This window comes from Streptomyces sp. NPDC091287, assembly GCF_044768525.1.
GTDB lineage: Bacteria > Actinomycetota > Actinomycetes > Streptomycetales > Streptomycetaceae > Streptomyces.
The window spans coordinates 85,516-100,804 of record NZ_JBIVUV010000008.1 but is presented as its reverse complement, the minus strand read 5'-3'; the positions used below and the strand labels follow the sequence as shown (position 1 = coordinate 100,804).

Below are 15,289 nucleotides of genomic sequence, written 5' to 3'. Positions count from 1 at the left end.
GGTCACGCCGCCCACACGGATCAGCGCGCGCCGCCCTCCACGTTCGAGACGCCCTTCATGTTCGCGACACCCTCCACGTTCGCGCCGCCCTCCGCGTGGGCCTCGTCCTCGACGTGGGCGCGCGGCCGGGCGGGCAGCGCGAACATCACCAGGAAGATCACCGAGAGCACCCCGGCCACCCACCACAGCGACTGCTGGAACGCGTCGACGAACGCCGGGCCGACCTCTTCGCGGGCCAGCCGGTCGCCGATCGCCCCGAAGAAGACGACGGACACCAGGCCGAGCCCGAGCGCCGTCCCCATCTGCTGCACGGTGTTGATCAGCCCGGACGCCGAACCGGCGTGCTCCTTGGGCACTTCGGAGAGCACGGCATCGGTCAGCGGAGCCACGATCAGCCCCATCCCCACACCCATGACCACCAGCGGGACGGCCATCTGCAAGGACGTGATGCCCATCCCGTACTGCTCGCTCTCCCAGAGGTAGATCAGCAGTCCGGCGATCATGAGGAGCGCGCCGGCCTGGAGGACCTTGCGGCCGAAGCGGGGCACCAGTTTCTGCACGGAGACCCCGGCGGCCACCGAGACGGCGACGGAGAACGGGATGCCCGTCGTGCCGGCGCGCAGCACGCTCCAGCCGAGGCCCATCTGCATGTACATCGTCCAGACCAGGAAGAAGATGCCGAGACCGACGCCGAAGGTCAGCTGCACGGCGATGCCGGCGGCGAAGCTCTTGACCCGGAACAGGGACAGTTCGATCAGCGGCGAGCCGTCCCTCAGCGCCTTCTGACGCTGGTAGGCGACCAGCGCCCCGAAGACGAACAGGCTGCCCACCATCGACAGATGGCCCCAGAGCGGCCAGCCCAGCTCGTGTCCCCGAGTGAGCGGGTAGATGAGCATCAGCATCGCGAGAGTGATCAGGGCGACGCCGGGCAGGTCGAGGCGGACCGCCCTGGGGGCCTTCGACTCGGTGATGAACTTCGCGCCGAGAAGCAGCCCGGCGATCCCGACCGGCAGGTTGATCAGGAAGATCGGCCGCCAGCCGAGCCCGAAGAGGTCCCACTCGGTGAGCAGCGCACCCAGCAGCGGCCCGGAGACCGCGCCGAGCCCGACGATCGCGCCGAAGAGCCCGAAGACCTTGCCGCGCTCGTGCGCGGGGAAGGTGGCGTGCACGATCGACAACACCTGCGGCACCATCAGCGCGGCCGTGGCGCCCTGGAGGACGCGCGCCGCGACCAGTATCTCGGGGCTGCCCGCGAAGCCGCACAGGGCGGAGGCGAGCGTGAACCCGCCGATGCCGATGAGGAAGAGCTTCTTGCGCCCGTAGATGTCACCGAGCCGGCCGCCCGTGATCAGTCCGGCCGCGAACGCGAGGGCGTAACCGGCGGTGATCCATTGGATCGCGGAGACCGAAGCCCCGGTCTCGCGCTGGATGCTGGGGATCGCGATGTTGACGATCGTGACGTCGACCAGGTCCATGAAGGCGGCGGTCATCACGATGGCCAGCGCGAACCAGCGCCGCCGGTCGGCCGGGGCGGGCGTGGGTGCGACCGGTGTCTTGACCGGTGCGGGCGGTGCGGGCGGCGTGGGCGGAGCGACGACGTGCGACGCCGTGGGCGGCGGGGGTGCGGAAGAAGGCATGGGAAGAACCTAGGCATCCATTAGGTCAGATCATGACCTGATGGTCCGCCATCCTGAAGCCATGTCCGACACTCCAGCACGACTACTGAAACTGCTGTCGCTCCTCCAGACTCCCCGCGAGTGGCCCGGCGGCGAGCTGGCCGAGCGGCTCGCTGTCAGTCCGCGCACGATCCGCCGCGACGTCGACCGGCTGCGCGACCTGGGCTACCCGGTCGAGGCCTCACGCGGCTCCGTCGGCGGCTACCGCCTGGTGGCGGGCGCCGCCATGCCGCCCCTCCTGCTGGACGACGAGGAGGCGGTGGCCATCGCGGTGGGGCTGCGGGCCGGGGCGGGGCACGCGATCGAGGGCGTCGACGAGGCCTCCGTACGGGCGCTGGCGAAGCTGGAACAGGTGCTTCCCTCCCGGCTGCGACACCGGGTCTCCGCGCTCCAGAACGCCACGGTGCCGCTGACCCGGGGCGACGGCGCCACCATCGACCCGCGGACCCTGACGACGCTGGCCTCGGCGGCCACCGGGCGGGAGCGGCTGAGGTTCGCGTACCGCAGCGGCGACGGCACCCGGACGAAGCGGCAGGTCGAGCCGTACCGGCTGGTGAGCACCGGGCAGCGCTGGTACCTGGTGGCGTACGACCTCGGCCGGGAGGACTGGCGTACGTTCCGGGTGGACCGGGTCGGCGAGCCGTACGCGACGGGGGCGCGGTTCACGCCGAGGCCGCTTCCCGTCGAGGGCGCGGGGAGCGACGGGGGCGACGCCGACAGCGGGGCGCGGAGCGACGCGGAGAGCGGGGACGCGGCGAAGTACCTGTCCCGGTCGATGCGGCGAATGAAGCCGGAGCTGTGCCTCGATGTGTGGTTCGGGGCGCCGGCGGAGTTCGTGGCGGCGCGGCTGCCCGCGCATCTCGGGGCGCCGGAGCCGGACGGGGAGGGCGGTTGCCGGCTGCGGACCTCGTGCACCGATTCGCTGGAGTGGGTGGCGCTGCGGTTGGCGTTGGTCGACTGCGAGTTCTCCGCGCAGGGGCCGCCGCAGCTGGTGGAGTATCTGGAGGGCCTCGGCGCCCGGCTGACCCGCGCCGCCCGGAGCCGGCCCCCGGGCGATCCGGAACAGGGATGAGCCCCGACGCCGGGGGGGGTGGGCGCCGGGGCTCAGCTCAGGGACCGGTGAAAACCGGTCGGGTGACCGGAATGACCCGGTCGGTCGGCCGGTGCGAACCGGCTTGATGGGGAGATTACGGGTTATTGGCTCACGCCGCAGCGTCAAAGCCCGTGTCGTGAGCCATTCGCTTCAATTCGAGCAGTGCGTGCTTCTCTATCTGGCGGATCCGCTCCCGCGTGAGGCCGTGCTGCTTGCCCACTTCGGTCAGCGTCCGCTCCCGGCCGTCCTCGATGCCGTAACGCATCTTGATGATCGAGGCGGTCCGGTTGTCGAGCTTGCCGATCAGGTCTTCCAGCTCCTCGCTGCGGAGCAGGGTCATCACGGACTGCTCGGGCGAGACGGCGGAGGTGTCCTCCAGCAGGTCGCCGAACTGGGTGTCGCCGTCGTCGTCCACGGACATGTTGAGGCTGACCGGGTCGCGGGCCCAGTCCAGGACGTTGCCGACGCGCTCGGTGTTGGAGTCGAGCTCGGCGGCGATCTCCGCGTGCTCCGGGTCGCGCCCGTGCTCGCGGTTGAACTCGCGCTGGACCCGGCGGATCCGGCCGAGCTCCTCCACCAGGTGGACGGGGAGCCGGATCGTGCGGGACTGGTCGGCGATGGACCGGGTGATGGCCTGCCGGATCCACCAGGTGGCGTACGTGGAGAACTTGAAGCCCTTGGCGTAGTCGAACTTCTCGACCGCGCGCACCAGGCCCGCGTTGCCCTCCTGGATCAGGTCGAGCAGGGGGAGCCCCGCGCGCGGGTAGCGGCGGGCCACGGCGACGACGAGCCGGAGGTTGGAACGGATGAATATGTCCTTGGCGCGCTCGCCCTCGGCGACCAGCGCCTCCAGCTCCTCACGCTTCGCGTCACCGGCGGCGCTCTCCACCCCGCCGTCGAGGATCTGCTGGGCGAAGACGCCCGCCTCGATGGTCTGGGAGAGGTCGACTTCCTTGGCGGCGTCGAGCAGCGGTGTGCGGGCGATCTCGTCCAGGTACATGCCGACCAGGTCGCGATCGGCGATTTCCCCGCCCACGGCGCGAACACTGCCTGCCCGGCCGGACCCACCGGAGGCGGTGGACGTACGACGGGCGACGGCACGGGTTGCCATGCGTGCTCCCTTGCTGAGTAGGTCGCGACACCCTTTCGAGGTGCCCTGCATCCGATGGAAACAACGACTGGAATCCGGACAGAATTCCCATGCCGCACATTCAATTTCGCGATCATGCAGTACCCTGTCCGGCGCCGACCGCTGGATTCCGCTTCCGGATTCCGCCGGACGCGCAGGTCAGAGCCGGTGGCGGGGCCGAACCGGCCCGTTTGCGGCTCTCCGGCCGGATACCCGGAATCGGCGCGTGCATGAGACCGCATTCACACGCACGCCTCACTTCTCCTCGCCCGGCCGCCGCCCGGCGCCCGGAGAGCCGTGCTCCCACCCCGAAGGACGGATCGGGTGGCGTTCGGGTTGCTCAGGGTGTCCGCTCCGCGCCGGGACGGATGCTCAGGGTGTCCGCTGCTCAGGGTGTCCGCTCCGCGCCGGGACGGAAGGGCCCGTGCACTTCCGTCCCGGGCTTCGGGACGTACGCCCGCCGACCGATCCGGCAGGTAACCGAGGCCCGGAGTGCCCGGGACCCCGGTCCGAGACCGACCGGGACCGGAACTGGCACGAGGCGCTGGGCGACCCGCGCCGCATCGCCGACTGGACGGCGTACTTCGAGCGGGAGACGGCCGAGACCCCCTGGCGCGACGTGCTCGCCGCGTGGTGGCCCCGGCTGCTGCCGGGCATCGCCGCGGGCGCGACGCATCCGGCGATCCGGGTGGGCCATTCCGTACGGACCCTGCTGGCGGGCGAGGAGAGCGCCCCGCGCGTCCGGGAGCTGGCCCACGCCCTCGGTTACTGGGCCGCCCGGCACCAGCCCCTGCCCGCCCTGACGCCGCTCGGCCCGGCCCCGAGTGCGGCGGCGGCACTGGACCGGGTCCCGCTGGTGCCCGACCGGAGCGGCGGCGTCCGGGACCGGTTCGCGCAACTGACCGGGTTCCCGGACTGGCCGGGGCCGGGACAGCGCAGCGTCCCGAGCCGGGAACCGGACCCCGGCCCGGGACGGGAACAGGGCGTCGACACCCCGGCCCGGGACGGGAACAGGGCGTCGACCCGGGGCCGGGGCCCGCAGGGCCGGAGGCCGCCCGGGCCGCGCTCCGGGAGCTGGTCCGGGCCTCGACCCACCGGTACGCGACCCACGCGCACGGCGAGCCGATCATGCTGGTCCACGCGGCGACCGCGCCCAACGCGGTCCTGCGCACCCTGCCGGCCCTGCCCGGCGAGCTGTGGGTGCCGAGTCTGCGGGCCGCCTGGGCGGCGAGCGCGGCGGTCACCGCCGCCTACGCGCCCCGTGAGGCGGCCCCGGTGCCGGCGTACGGCGCCGCGGACGCCGGAGAGCTGTTCGCCCGGGCGGCGGCCCACGGCGACGACCACACCATCAAGTTCACCGACACGGCACTGGACGTGGGCGACGCGCTCGCGTTCTCCGCCGCCCGGCGCGCGATCGAGCTGAACCCGCCGGTCTTCTAGAGCGTTCGGGAGTGGCCTCCGAGGGCTCCGGAAGTGGTCCCGAAGCCCTCAGCCGAACCCTGAGCACCTCGATCAGCCCGATCGCCCCGGCCGAACTGCACCGAGCGCCCCGATCGCCTCACCCGAACCCTGAGCGCCCCGACGCCTCAGCCGAACTGCACCGAGCGCTTCGCCAGCCCCATCCAGAAGCCGTCGATGACGCTGCGCCCCCGGTCCAGCTCGTCCTCGGCCGCGCCCAGCGTCACGAACAGCGGCGCGAAGTGCTCGGTGCGCGGGTGGGCCAGCTTCCCGGCCGGGGAGGTGTGCTCGAAGTCGATCAGCGCGTCGATGTCCTGGGCCCGCAGCGCACGGTCGCCCCAGTCGTCGAACTCCGCCGACCAGCCGGGAACGCCGCCGCCCTGGTGGCGCAGAGCGGCCAGGTTGTGGGTGAAGAAGCCGCTGCCGACGATGAGCACGCCCTCGTCGCGCAGGGGGGCGAGTTTGCGCCCGACATCCATCAGCTTCCGCGGGTCGAGGGTCGGCAGGGAGATCTGGAGTACGGGGATGTCGGCGTCCGGGAACATCTCCACCAGCGGTACGTACGCCCCGTGGTCGAGGCCGCGGTCCGGGATGTCCTGGACCGGCGCCCCGGCGCCACGCAGCAGCTTGCGGACGCTGTCGGCGAGTTCGGGCGCACCCGGGGCTCCGTAACGCACCCCGTAGTAGTGCTCGGGGAAGCCCCAGAAGTCGTACACGAGCGGCACGGCCTCGGTGGCGCCCAGCGCGAGCGGGGCCTCCTCCCAGTGGGCGGAGACCATCAGGATCGCGCGGGGGCGGGGCAGCCCGGCGGACCAGGCGGCGAGCTCGCCGGGCCAGACGGGATCGTCGGCCAGCGGCGGTGCGCCGTGCGAGAGGTAGAGGGCGGGCATCCGCTCCGCGGTGGCTGTCATGGCACTCCCATCCACTGGACACGGCACCAGGGAGACGGGCGCCGCACGGGGCACACGGACACTGGATCCGGTCACGAACTCGTCCGAGCAGGAGTTCCCCGAGGTCATCCGGGGGATCGTTGTTCAGGGGCCCTGCGAAACTCCTCCGGATCCCCTGCGGGGATCTCTCGGGGCAGATTTCTTGAAACTTCAAGCTCCTACCTCCGGAGACCTTAGCCCTATCTAGTTAAACTTTCAAGAAAAGGTCGTACAGTGGAGTACATGACCACGGCATCCACCAGCGCGCCGCGCTGGCTCACCGACGAGGAGCAGCACGCCTGGCGCGCCTATCTGCATGCCACCACGCTGCTTGAGGACCATCTCGATCGCCAGTTGCAGCGCGATGCCGGCATGCCGCACACCTATTACGGACTCCTCGTCCAGCTCTCGCAGGCGCCCCGCCGCAGGATGCGGATGACGGAGCTGGCCCGGAACGCGAAGATCACCCGTTCCCGGCTCTCGCACGCCATCGCCCGGCTGGAGAAGAGCGGCTGGGTGCGCCGTGAGGACTGCCCCTCCGACAAGCGCGGCCAGAACGCGGTGCTCACGGACGACGGCTACGAGATGCTCCGCCGCTCGGCGCCGGGTCACGTCGAGGCCGTACGGCAGGCGATGTTCGACCGGCTCACGCCCGAGCAGGTGAGCAGCCTCGGGGAGATCATGCGGGTGCTCGCGACCGGCCTGGAGCCGGAGGGCGCGGACGCGGATCTGCCCTGGCTCCGCTGAGCGATCGCTGAGCGGAACCAGGGCAGGGGTGCCACGGCAGGGGAGCCACGGCAGGGGCACTACCGGGGCGGGGCGCTACCGGGGCGGGGCAGGAACCGCCGTCGTCAGTGGGCGACGACCGGGATCCTGAACTCCTCCTCGGCGCCCACGTCGGACGCGCCGTCCGTCCCACCGGACCCCGTTCCGGGGCGGCCGGTGTTGATGAGGGCGATCGCGATGGCGGCGGCGGCGACGAGGATGCCGACGGCCCACCAGATCGCGGCGGCGAAACCGCTGACCATGGCCTGGAGCTCCAGGAGCTGCGGGTCCGTGGCGCGGGCCGCGTGGTCGGCGACGTACGCGGTGGTGGCGCTCGCGGCGATGGTGTTCAGCAGGGCGGTGCCGATGGCGCCGCCGACCTGCTGCGAGGTGTTGACCATCGCGGAGGCCACGCCCGCGTCACGCGGCTCGATGCCGTGCGTGGCCAGGGACATCGCCGGCATGAACGCCGTACCCATACCGAGGCCGAGCAGCAGCATGCCGGGCAGGATGACGGCCGCGTAGCTGGTGTTCAGGTCCAGCTGGGTCAGGAACAGCATGCCGACCGCGGCGACCAGGAAGCCGGGGCCCATCAGCAGGCGCGGCGGGACCCGGGTCATCAGCCGGGTGCCGATCTGGGTGGAGCCGGTGATCATGCCGACGATCATGGGCATGAACGCGAAGCCGGTCTTCACCGGGGAGTAGCCCTTCACGACCTGGAGGTAGTAGGTCAGGAAGAGGAACAGCCCGAACATCGCGATGATGGCGAGCCCCAGCGAGAGGTAGACCCCGCCGCGGTTGCGCTCGGTGAGGACGCGCAGCGGCAGCAGCGGCGACTTCACACGCGCCTCGGTCACGACGAAGGCCACCAGCAGCACAACGGCGGCGACGAACATCGAGACGGTCAGCGTGTCCGACCAGCCGGCCGACTCGGCGCGGGTGAAGCCGTACACCAGGGCGACCAGGCCGAGCGTGGAGAGCACGACGCCGGGGATGTCCAGCGGTGCGCGGTTGCGGGCGCCGGAGGGCTCACGGATGACGAAGTACGCGCCCGCGGCGGCGACGATGGCGAACGGGATGTTGACGAAGAACGTCCAGCGCCAGTTCAGGTACTCGGTGAGGAAGCCGCCGAGGATCAGCCCGACCGCGCCACCGCCACCGGCGATGGCCCCGTAGATGCCGAAGGCCTTGGCGCGCTCCTTGGCATCGGTGAACATCACGGCGAGCAGGGAGAGGGCGGCCGGGGCGAGCAGGGCGCCGAAGACACCCTGGAGGGCCCGGGAGCCGAACATCATCGCCTCGTTCTGGGCGGCCCCGCCGAGCGCGGAGGCCAGCGCGAAGCCGATCAGCCCGACGACGAAGGTGCGCTTACGTCCCCAGAGGTCGGCGATCCGGCCGCCGAAGAGGAGGAGCCCACCGAAGGCGAGGGCGTAGGCGGTGATGACCCACTGCTTGTTGCCGTCGGATATGCCGAGGTCGGTCTGGGCGGAGGGCAGAGCGATGTTCACGATGGTCGCGTCGAGGACGACCATCAGCTGGGCGAGCGCGATGAAGGCCAGGGCTTTCCAGCGACTCGGATCGGGAAGGGCGGTGTCAGCCGTTTTTGGCATGGGTGTATCCACCTAAGGACGTGCGAGGGCGCCGAGGCGTCGCGAAGTGGGCGTCGGCGGTACGTGCTCGTGTACGCGCGACGGGGTGAAGTGAGGCGGTGAGGCGGTGGGCCGGGTCCCTCAGGACACGGCCGGAAGGTTCAGGTCGGTGCGGGCCAGGGCAGTTCGACGACAGGCCTAGGGGCGCCGCAGATCCTCCAAGGTCGCCGCCGATCCGGGCAGTACGGAGCGGGCCGGGGTCTCCAGTCCGTCCAGGAACAACTGCAGATGACGGTGGGTGAACCGGTCGATGCCCTGGCAGGCGATGCCGGGGAGCGGCCGGGTGAGCTGGGAGAGGGCGACAAGTACGTCACCGACGGCGATGTCGGTGCGCAGCCGCCCCGCGGACATGGCGCGCGCGACGAGCCCCTCGACGGCCTCTTCCAGGCGTCGGCGCTCGGCGAGCAGTTCGGGGTGGTCCTTGTCGAAGACGCCGGAGAGCATCGGGCACAGGGCGCCGATCCGCTCGTCGGCGGCCGCGTGCACGAAGCGGCTGAGCGCGGCGAACGGGTCGGACTCCGCCGCGGCGGCCTCTTCGGCCCGGAGGGTGGTGCGGGAGGTGACCGCGAGGACGACCTCATGGGTGAGGGCGGCCCGGTCGGGGAAGTTCCGGTAGAGCGTGGCGTTGCCCACGCCTGCTCGCCGTGCGACGTCGTCCAGCGCCACGTCCGGCCCGAACTCGACGAACAGCTCGCGCGCGGCGGCGATGATCCGCTCGCGGTTGCGCAGCGCGTCGGCCCGCGGGCGCGGCGCCCGGCACGGTGCCGCGGACGCGGTGCCGTCGGCGGCTGCCGGTTCGGTGCTCTTCGCGGCGGTCCTGGTGGTCCCGGCAGTGGTCTCCACGACGACGCTCCTCCCCTTCTTCCCTCTGTGTAGCCGGTCGACCCCCTTCGGTAACCGGGGACCGCTTCCCCGTTTAGCGGGGACACGTATGCAAACGGGGAGAGGCTCCCCGCTTATTTCCCACCCTCATGTGACCTGAGTCACATCACTTCAGGGAGAAAACCCTCCGATCGGCGCACCCAGCGAGCGGCCGCGGGCCGCCCGGCACAGGCTGATCGCCAGAGCGCAGTCAGGGGTCGGCCGACTGCCGCGGACCCCGAAGGCGCCTCTATGCAGCTGCCCCGCCACCGGATACGCAGACACCGCCGCCCGGTCGCCCTGGCCGGAGCGACCGCGCTGGTCATAGCGGCCGTGGCCTCGGCCAGCACCACCCTTCCGAGCGCCGGCCGTGCCTCGGCGGGCCCGGCGGCCGCCGGCCAGGACTCCGCGCTCGCCCCGTGCCGGATCTCCGCCACCATGGGCGTACAGATGTCCGAGGGGCTGCCGACCCCGCCCGGCTACGCCCGGTCGACCGGCGAGATCAAGGCACTCAACCTGATGATCGACTTCCCGGACGCGGCGGGAACGGAACCCGCGACGGACCGGTACGCGGAGTTCTTCCCGCAGACCTCCGAGTGGTTCAGGGCCAGCTCCTACGGCCGGCTCGTCTACCGGCCCGAGGCCCCCGTCAAGGACTGGCTGCGGATGCCGATGCCCTTCACGGAGTACGGGATAGAGCGCGGCTCACCCTTCGAGCCGGGCTACCGCCAACTGGTGAAGGACCTCGTCGCGGCCGCCGACCCCCGGGTCGACTTCTCCGCGTACGACCTGGTCAACGTCCTGGTCAGCCCGAACGCCGGCCCCTCCGCGCTGGACACCGTGCTCTCGGTGACCTTCTCCGGCAACGACGAGGCCCCGACGGCGGACGGTGTCCCGCTCTCCAACACGTCGTTCGTCTACAGCCGCCAGGACGACGGATCGGGCTCGTACGCCGAGACCGGCTACCGCGTCCTGCCGCACGAGAACGGCCATGTCTTCGGGCTGCCCGACCTCTACACGATGGAGGGCGGGGGCTCGGTCGGACACTGGGACATCATGTCCGAGGACTGGGGCGCCAACAACGACTTCCTGGCCTGGCACAAGTGGAAGCTCGGCTGGCTCGACAACGAGCAGATCAGCTGCGCGTCGAAGGCCGGTGTCAGCGAGCACACCCTCGGCCCGCTGGCCACCGAGGGCGGCACCAAGCTCGCCTTCGTCCCGCTGAGCGCCCAGTCCGGCTACGCCGTGGAGGTCCGCACGGCGGCGGGCAACGACGAGGCGGTCTGCCGGCCGGGGGTGCTGATCTACAAGGTCAGCTCCGACGTGGACACCGGCCAGGGCCCGGTCTCCGTCGCCGACGCCACCGAGGACAGCGGCGGCTGCACCCGGCGCCCCAACGTGCACGCGGAACTGTCCGACGCCCCGTTCCGCCCCGGCCAGACCTTCACCGACCGGGCCAACGGCGTACGGATATCCGTGCTGGACGAGGACGACGACGGCAACTACCGGGTGCGGGTCACGCGCCCGTGAGCGGCTCGGCGTCCGCAGCGCACGGCGGACCGCACGCTGCGGTGTCCTACTCGGCGCCCTCCTCGGCACCCTCCTCGGCGCCCTCCGCGAAGGCGCGGAGGCGGTGCTTGAGGAGCTTCCCGGTGGCGTTGCGCGGAAGCTCCTCGTCGGTGAACAGCACCCGGGCGGGCACCTTGAAGGCGGCGAGCCTCGCGCCGACGTGCTCGCGCAGGCCCCCGGCGGTGACCCCTGCCCCGGGGCGCGGCCGGACGACGGCCGCCACTTCCTCGCCCAGCACCGGGTGCGGGATGCCGAGGACGGCGGCGTCGGCCACGTCGGGGTGGTCGTGCAGGACGCCCTCGACCTCGACGCAGTACACGTTCTCGCCGCCCCGGATCACCACGTCCTTGAGCCGGTCCACGATGGATACCCGCCCCTCGCGGCATACGGCGAGGTCCCCCGTACGGAACCAGCCACCGTCGCCGAAGGCCTCCTCGGTCGCCGCCGCGTCGCGCCAGTAGCCGCGGAACAGCGACTGGCCGCGCAGCCACAGCTCCCCCGCCTCCCCGTCGGGCAGCTCCTCGCCCGACGGGGAGGCGACCCTCACCTCCGTGACCGGGGTGGGCCGTCCCGCGCCACCCGGCTCCGCCCGGTACGCGTCCCCGAAGTGCGCGAGGACCCCGCCGCTGGTCTCGGTGAGGCCGTAGCCGTTGCGGGGCTCGACGCGTTCGCCGTACCGGGAGGTGAGGCGGGCGACCAGGGCGGGCGGGGCGGGGGCTCCCCCGGTGCTGAACAGCGTGAGGCTCTCCAGCCCGTCCCCGGTCCGCTCCGCGGCCTCCAGCAGCTGGAGCCCGGTGGTGGGCACCCCGGCGAAGTGCGTGACGCGGTGCGCCCGGATCAGCCGCAGCGCCTCGTCCGCGTCCCACTTGTGCATCAGGACGAGCGTGCCGCCGGCCGCCATCGCACCGTAGAAGCCGGTGAACGCGGCGACGTGGAAGAACGGGAACGTCATCAGGGAGACGGGGGCGGGCCCCTGCCCCGGGATGACGCCACGCGCCAGCGCGGAGGCCGCCGCGTGGTAGCGGGGGTTGAGCGCGGCCCCGGCCTGGGCGAGATGGGTGGCCACCGCGCCCTTGGGGCGGCCGGTGGTGCCGGAGGTGTACAGGATCGTGGCGTCGTCCTCGGGCCGGGGCTCCACGTCGGGTGGCGCGGCCAGCGGGTCGGGCGCGGGGAACTCCTCGTACCGCTCGACGCGCAGCCCGGGCGCGAGCCCGGTTTCGTCCACCTCGCCGTGGTCCCCGTGGAAGAGGACGACGCGCGTCCCGGTCCGCCGGGCCCAGCCGGAGACCCGCCCCAGCCGCTCCCCGTCCACGAGGAGCACCCCGGGCTCGCAGTCCTCCAGGGCGTGGACGAACTCGTCCTCCGTCCACCAGGCGTTGAGCGGTACGGCGACGAGACCGGCCAACTGGGCGGCCCAGAAGGCGATCTGCCACTCGGGATGGTTCCGCATCGCGATCACGGCCCGGTCGCCGGAGCGCAGCCCGTACCGCTCCCGCAGGCGTACGGCGAGGGCGGAGGCGGCGGCGAAGAACTCGGCGTAGGAGTACCGCTGTTCGCCGGCGATGAGGAACGGCTTGTCCCGGTAGGCCCAAGTGGTCTCCACGAACTCGCGGAGCGTACGGGGCCCGTCGGCGTACTCCGGCGTCCCCTGCTCGCCGATGACCACGGCGAAGGGCGCGCCGGGCGCGGTGAGGGAGGCCTCGATGCGCGCGGCGCGCCGGGCGCGTTCCGCGGGAGCCCCGGCGCCTTCGGGGGCCGGGGGCGGGGACGGGTGGGTGTGCGGCACGGACGGCCTCTCTCGCGCTGACGCTGACGCTGGCTGCTACGCGAGACGCTATGCGGACGGGGGCGCGGCGCCAAGGCCGTACCCTCGCCCTTCGGCCTCCTGGCCGTGCGGGCGGGCCGGGCGGTCCGGGGTGGTCCGGCGGTCCGGGCTCCCGGATCGTCTGCGTGCACGCGCCGACGTGCACGCGTCCGCGTCACACGCGTCCACGCGTCCGTTTCACTCGACGGTCAGCAGCCGGCCGGCGACCGTCCTGATCAGGGTGGAGCGCTGGTGGACCAGGTAGGAATGGCCGCCGCGTAGAGCGTCTGAGCCGGGACGGCCGGAAGGACACCGTCGGCGAGGGAGGGCGCGAGCAGCCCGGTAGAAAGGGCTGTCCGCAGAAGTGCTCTGGCGCGATCTGATCCTTACTCGGGCGGGGCGGGGCAGTTGCCCGAGGCCGTGCTCGCCGAGCCGGAGATGGTGGGCACGGCCGTCGACCTCTTCCGCGCCGGCCTGCACACCGTGGACAGCTACCGCTACCGCCCCGGCGACCGGGTGCGCGCACCCGTGCAGGTGCTCCGCGGCGAGCTGGACAGCGTGGACGACGCGGCGGTCGACCAGTGGCGGGCGCTCACCGACGGCGGCCTCACGGAGAAGCAACTGCCGGGTGGGCACTTCTACACACCCCGGGTGTGGGCGCGTCTGCCCGACCACATAGACGCGCTCACCCCGTCCCGGCTGGGCTGATGCGGGGTGTGGCCGTCAGCCGGCCGTCTCCCGCAGCAGTCTGCGCCGGATGCCCCGCAGCATCGAGGTGCGGGTCAGCCCACTGCCGAACTGGATGAACAGCCAGTACCGCTGGAAGTGACGGCGCGTCTTCTCGTCCGTCGCCAGGATTCTGGTCTCCGTGGTCAGCAGTCCGTCGGCGTACCGCACGTTCATCCCTATCTTCAGGATTCCCGGATCCTGGGACTCCCTGATGATGTCGGAGATTTCACCGGGGGGCCGGGGCAATTCGTACGGCGATTGAATCGCGCCGAACAGGAACTCCGTTTCGCCTGCGGGAACAACCTCTCCCATGCCGCCCAGGAACTCGGGAACGATTCGGCGCTGTGCCGATACATCGGCCCGCGTAATCGCCACGAGAGCGCGCGCGATCCGCGCCTCCGCCCAGGTCGTCGCATGCACAGCACGCATAACTTCCTCGGGGCTTCCCGGGACCTCGATCGAATGAAACTCCCTGAAGTGCCAATCCGGCAACATCTCGGCGAGACCGGACAGATCGGAACCGGACATCGCTAACTCCTCAGCGAACACTGGGCGGACAGACGGACGGGTACTGGAGCACACATCATAGGGAGCGTTTCCAAACAAGGCCCGAAAAAAAATGTTATGGCAACAATCTGCCAGAAAGCACCGATCAACCGGCTCTTCGCATCAGCTGAGTTGAACCGACCTCATCAGCCAAGCATCGGATGGGACAACATCATGGCTGCTCACGATGTGTCGAGTTCATCGAGATCTACACCCATGACCAGGGGAAGACCGTCGACCATTTCGTCTCCTCCTTCGGATTCCAGGAGAAGGCGCGGAGCAACACGGGCAGCCTGAATTCGGCGCTGCTGCGCCAGGGTGACCTCCACCTGGTGGTCCGTTCCGGACCGGGCGCCGCCGACTTCCGCGCCGTGCACAGCGACGGTATAGCCGACATCGCTTTCGCCTGCACGGACACCGAAGCGGCCTGGCGTGGTGCGCGGGCTGCCCGCCGGGCGCGACTGGGTGGAGACTGCGGGCGCGGTGGCCGACCGGGACGGCGCACCCCGGCTGCGGCACCTGGACCATATCGCGGTCTGCCTGGCAGCCGGAACCCTGCACGACACGGTGCGCTATTACATCGACGGGTCCGGGTTCGGGTTCGGGTTCGAGAACTACTACAGCGAATACGTGGCCGTCGGCGAGCAGGCCAGGCTGTCGAGCGGGCCAGGGCGGGCGCGGAGGCGGTCGCCTCACGACCGGTCACGGCTCCCCGTCCCCCGTCAACCAGTGCCTGTCCCTGGCCGAGTTCGCCGCCCGTGCGCGCACGGTCGTCTCCGCTCCCGTGTGGGACTTCATCGAGGGCCGTGCCGGCGAGGAGCAGACGCTCGCCGCGAACGTCCGGGCCTTCGAGCGCATCCGGTTCCGTCCCCGCGTACTGACCGGCGTGTCCGCGGGGCGGGCCCGGCGCGCCGCCCGTCCCGGCCGCCGTCCCGTTCCACTTCGAGGTTTCTGAAGAGCCCGAGGCCACAGGCCCGTCGGTGCGTATCGTGCGGAATTGGCCGACTGCCAAGCCTGCTGCTCCCATCGGTCATCCCTCGCACGCGGCACGGCCGGTGGTGGTCACCTCGACCCCAGGGAG

At 71.6% G+C, this 15,289-nt stretch carries 13 protein-coding genes and 1 pseudogene; 6 read left to right on the top strand and 8 right to left on the bottom strand.

What is annotated here, in order from left to right:
- Window positions 1-20 precede the first annotated feature (20 nt).
- The gene (locus ACIQRW_RS15395; RefSeq protein ID WP_403759661.1) at window positions 21-1,637 is read right to left on the bottom strand and encodes an MFS transporter; all 1,617 of its coding nucleotides are present in this window, start codon (window positions 1,635-1,637) and stop codon (window positions 21-23) included.
- 61 nt (window positions 1,638-1,698) lie between these two features.
- Between ACIQRW_RS15395 and ACIQRW_RS15390 the strand changes: the two genes are divergently transcribed.
- A complete protein-coding gene (locus ACIQRW_RS15390; RefSeq protein WP_403759658.1) occupies window positions 1,699-2,748 on the top strand; it encodes a helix-turn-helix transcriptional regulator in 1,050 nt (349 codons plus the stop codon).
- Window positions 2,749-2,878: 130 nt separating this feature from the next.
- On the opposite strand, the gene ACIQRW_RS15385 is transcribed toward ACIQRW_RS15390, so the two are convergent.
- Window positions 2,879-3,880, bottom strand: a complete 1,002-nt coding sequence (locus tag ACIQRW_RS15385; RefSeq protein ID WP_403759656.1) for an RNA polymerase sigma factor RpoD/SigA — start codon at window positions 3,878-3,880, stop codon at window positions 2,879-2,881.
- Window positions 3,881-4,322: 442 nt separating this feature from the next.
- Between ACIQRW_RS15385 and ACIQRW_RS15380 the strand changes: the two are divergent.
- A pseudogene (locus ACIQRW_RS15380) lies at window positions 4,323-5,338 on the top strand (questin oxidase family protein).
- A 146-nt stretch (window positions 5,339-5,484) separates the two neighbouring features.
- Here ACIQRW_RS15380 and ACIQRW_RS15375 read toward each other — a convergent pair.
- On the bottom strand, window positions 5,485-6,267 hold the full coding sequence (locus ACIQRW_RS15375) for a dioxygenase (protein WP_403759654.1): 783 nt from the start codon (window positions 6,265-6,267) through the stop codon (window positions 5,485-5,487).
- 252 nt (window positions 6,268-6,519) lie between these two features.
- On the opposite strand from ACIQRW_RS15375, the gene ACIQRW_RS15370 reads away from it, so the two are divergent.
- Window positions 6,520-7,032, top strand: a complete 513-nt coding sequence (locus ACIQRW_RS15370) for a MarR family winged helix-turn-helix transcriptional regulator (RefSeq protein WP_403759651.1) — start codon at window positions 6,520-6,522, stop codon at window positions 7,030-7,032.
- Between the two features lie 104 nt (window positions 7,033-7,136).
- Here the strand turns inward: ACIQRW_RS15370 and ACIQRW_RS15365 are convergent, their stop codons facing one another.
- Together ACIQRW_RS15365 and ACIQRW_RS15360 are read right to left on the bottom strand one after the other, a co-directional pair.
- Entirely contained in the window at window positions 7,137-8,660 is a 1,524-nt protein-coding gene (locus ACIQRW_RS15365) for an MFS transporter (RefSeq protein WP_403759648.1), read from the bottom strand.
- Window positions 8,661-8,837: 177 nt separating this feature from the next.
- Window positions 8,838-9,542 (bottom strand): TetR/AcrR family transcriptional regulator, encoded by a 705-nt coding sequence (locus ACIQRW_RS15360; RefSeq protein WP_403759646.1) that lies wholly within the window; start codon window positions 9,540-9,542, stop codon window positions 8,838-8,840.
- A gap of 270 nt (window positions 9,543-9,812) precedes the next feature.
- Between ACIQRW_RS15360 and ACIQRW_RS15355 the strand changes: the two genes are divergently transcribed.
- The gene (locus tag ACIQRW_RS15355) at window positions 9,813-11,090 is read left to right on the top strand and encodes a M6 family metalloprotease domain-containing protein (RefSeq protein WP_403759643.1); all 1,278 of its coding nucleotides are present in this window, start codon (window positions 9,813-9,815) and stop codon (window positions 11,088-11,090) included.
- 46 nt (window positions 11,091-11,136) lie between these two features.
- Here the strand turns inward: ACIQRW_RS15355 and ACIQRW_RS15350 are convergent, their stop codons facing one another.
- A complete protein-coding gene (locus ACIQRW_RS15350; RefSeq protein ID WP_403759640.1) occupies window positions 11,137-12,915 on the bottom strand; it encodes a class I adenylate-forming enzyme family protein in 1,779 nt (592 codons plus the stop codon).
- A gap of 426 nt (window positions 12,916-13,341) precedes the next feature.
- Between ACIQRW_RS15350 and ACIQRW_RS15345 the strand changes: the two genes are divergently transcribed.
- Window positions 13,342-13,641 (top strand): thioesterase II family protein, encoded by a 300-nt coding sequence (locus ACIQRW_RS15345; RefSeq protein ID WP_403759637.1) that lies wholly within the window; start codon window positions 13,342-13,344, stop codon window positions 13,639-13,641.
- Window positions 13,642-13,656: 15 nt separating this feature from the next.
- Here ACIQRW_RS15345 and ACIQRW_RS15340 read toward each other — a convergent pair whose 3' ends face one another.
- Window positions 13,657-14,190 carry a hypothetical protein gene (locus ACIQRW_RS15340; protein WP_403759635.1) on the bottom strand — a complete coding sequence of 178 codons (534 nt, stop codon included), beginning with the start codon at window positions 14,188-14,190 and terminating at the stop codon, window positions 13,657-13,659.
- Between the two features lie 200 nt (window positions 14,191-14,390).
- Window positions 14,391-14,537, bottom strand: coding sequence for a hypothetical protein (locus ACIQRW_RS15335; protein ID WP_403759632.1), 147 nt, complete (start codon window positions 14,535-14,537; stop codon window positions 14,391-14,393).
- A 77-nt stretch (window positions 14,538-14,614) separates the two neighbouring features.
- Here ACIQRW_RS15335 and ACIQRW_RS15330 point away from each other — a divergent pair, with 77 nt between their 5' ends.
- Complete coding sequence (locus tag ACIQRW_RS15330; protein ID WP_403760285.1) at window positions 14,615-15,163, top strand: alpha-hydroxy-acid oxidizing protein; 549 nt, start codon at window positions 14,615-14,617, stop codon at window positions 15,161-15,163.
- Window positions 15,164-15,289 lie beyond the last annotated feature (126 nt).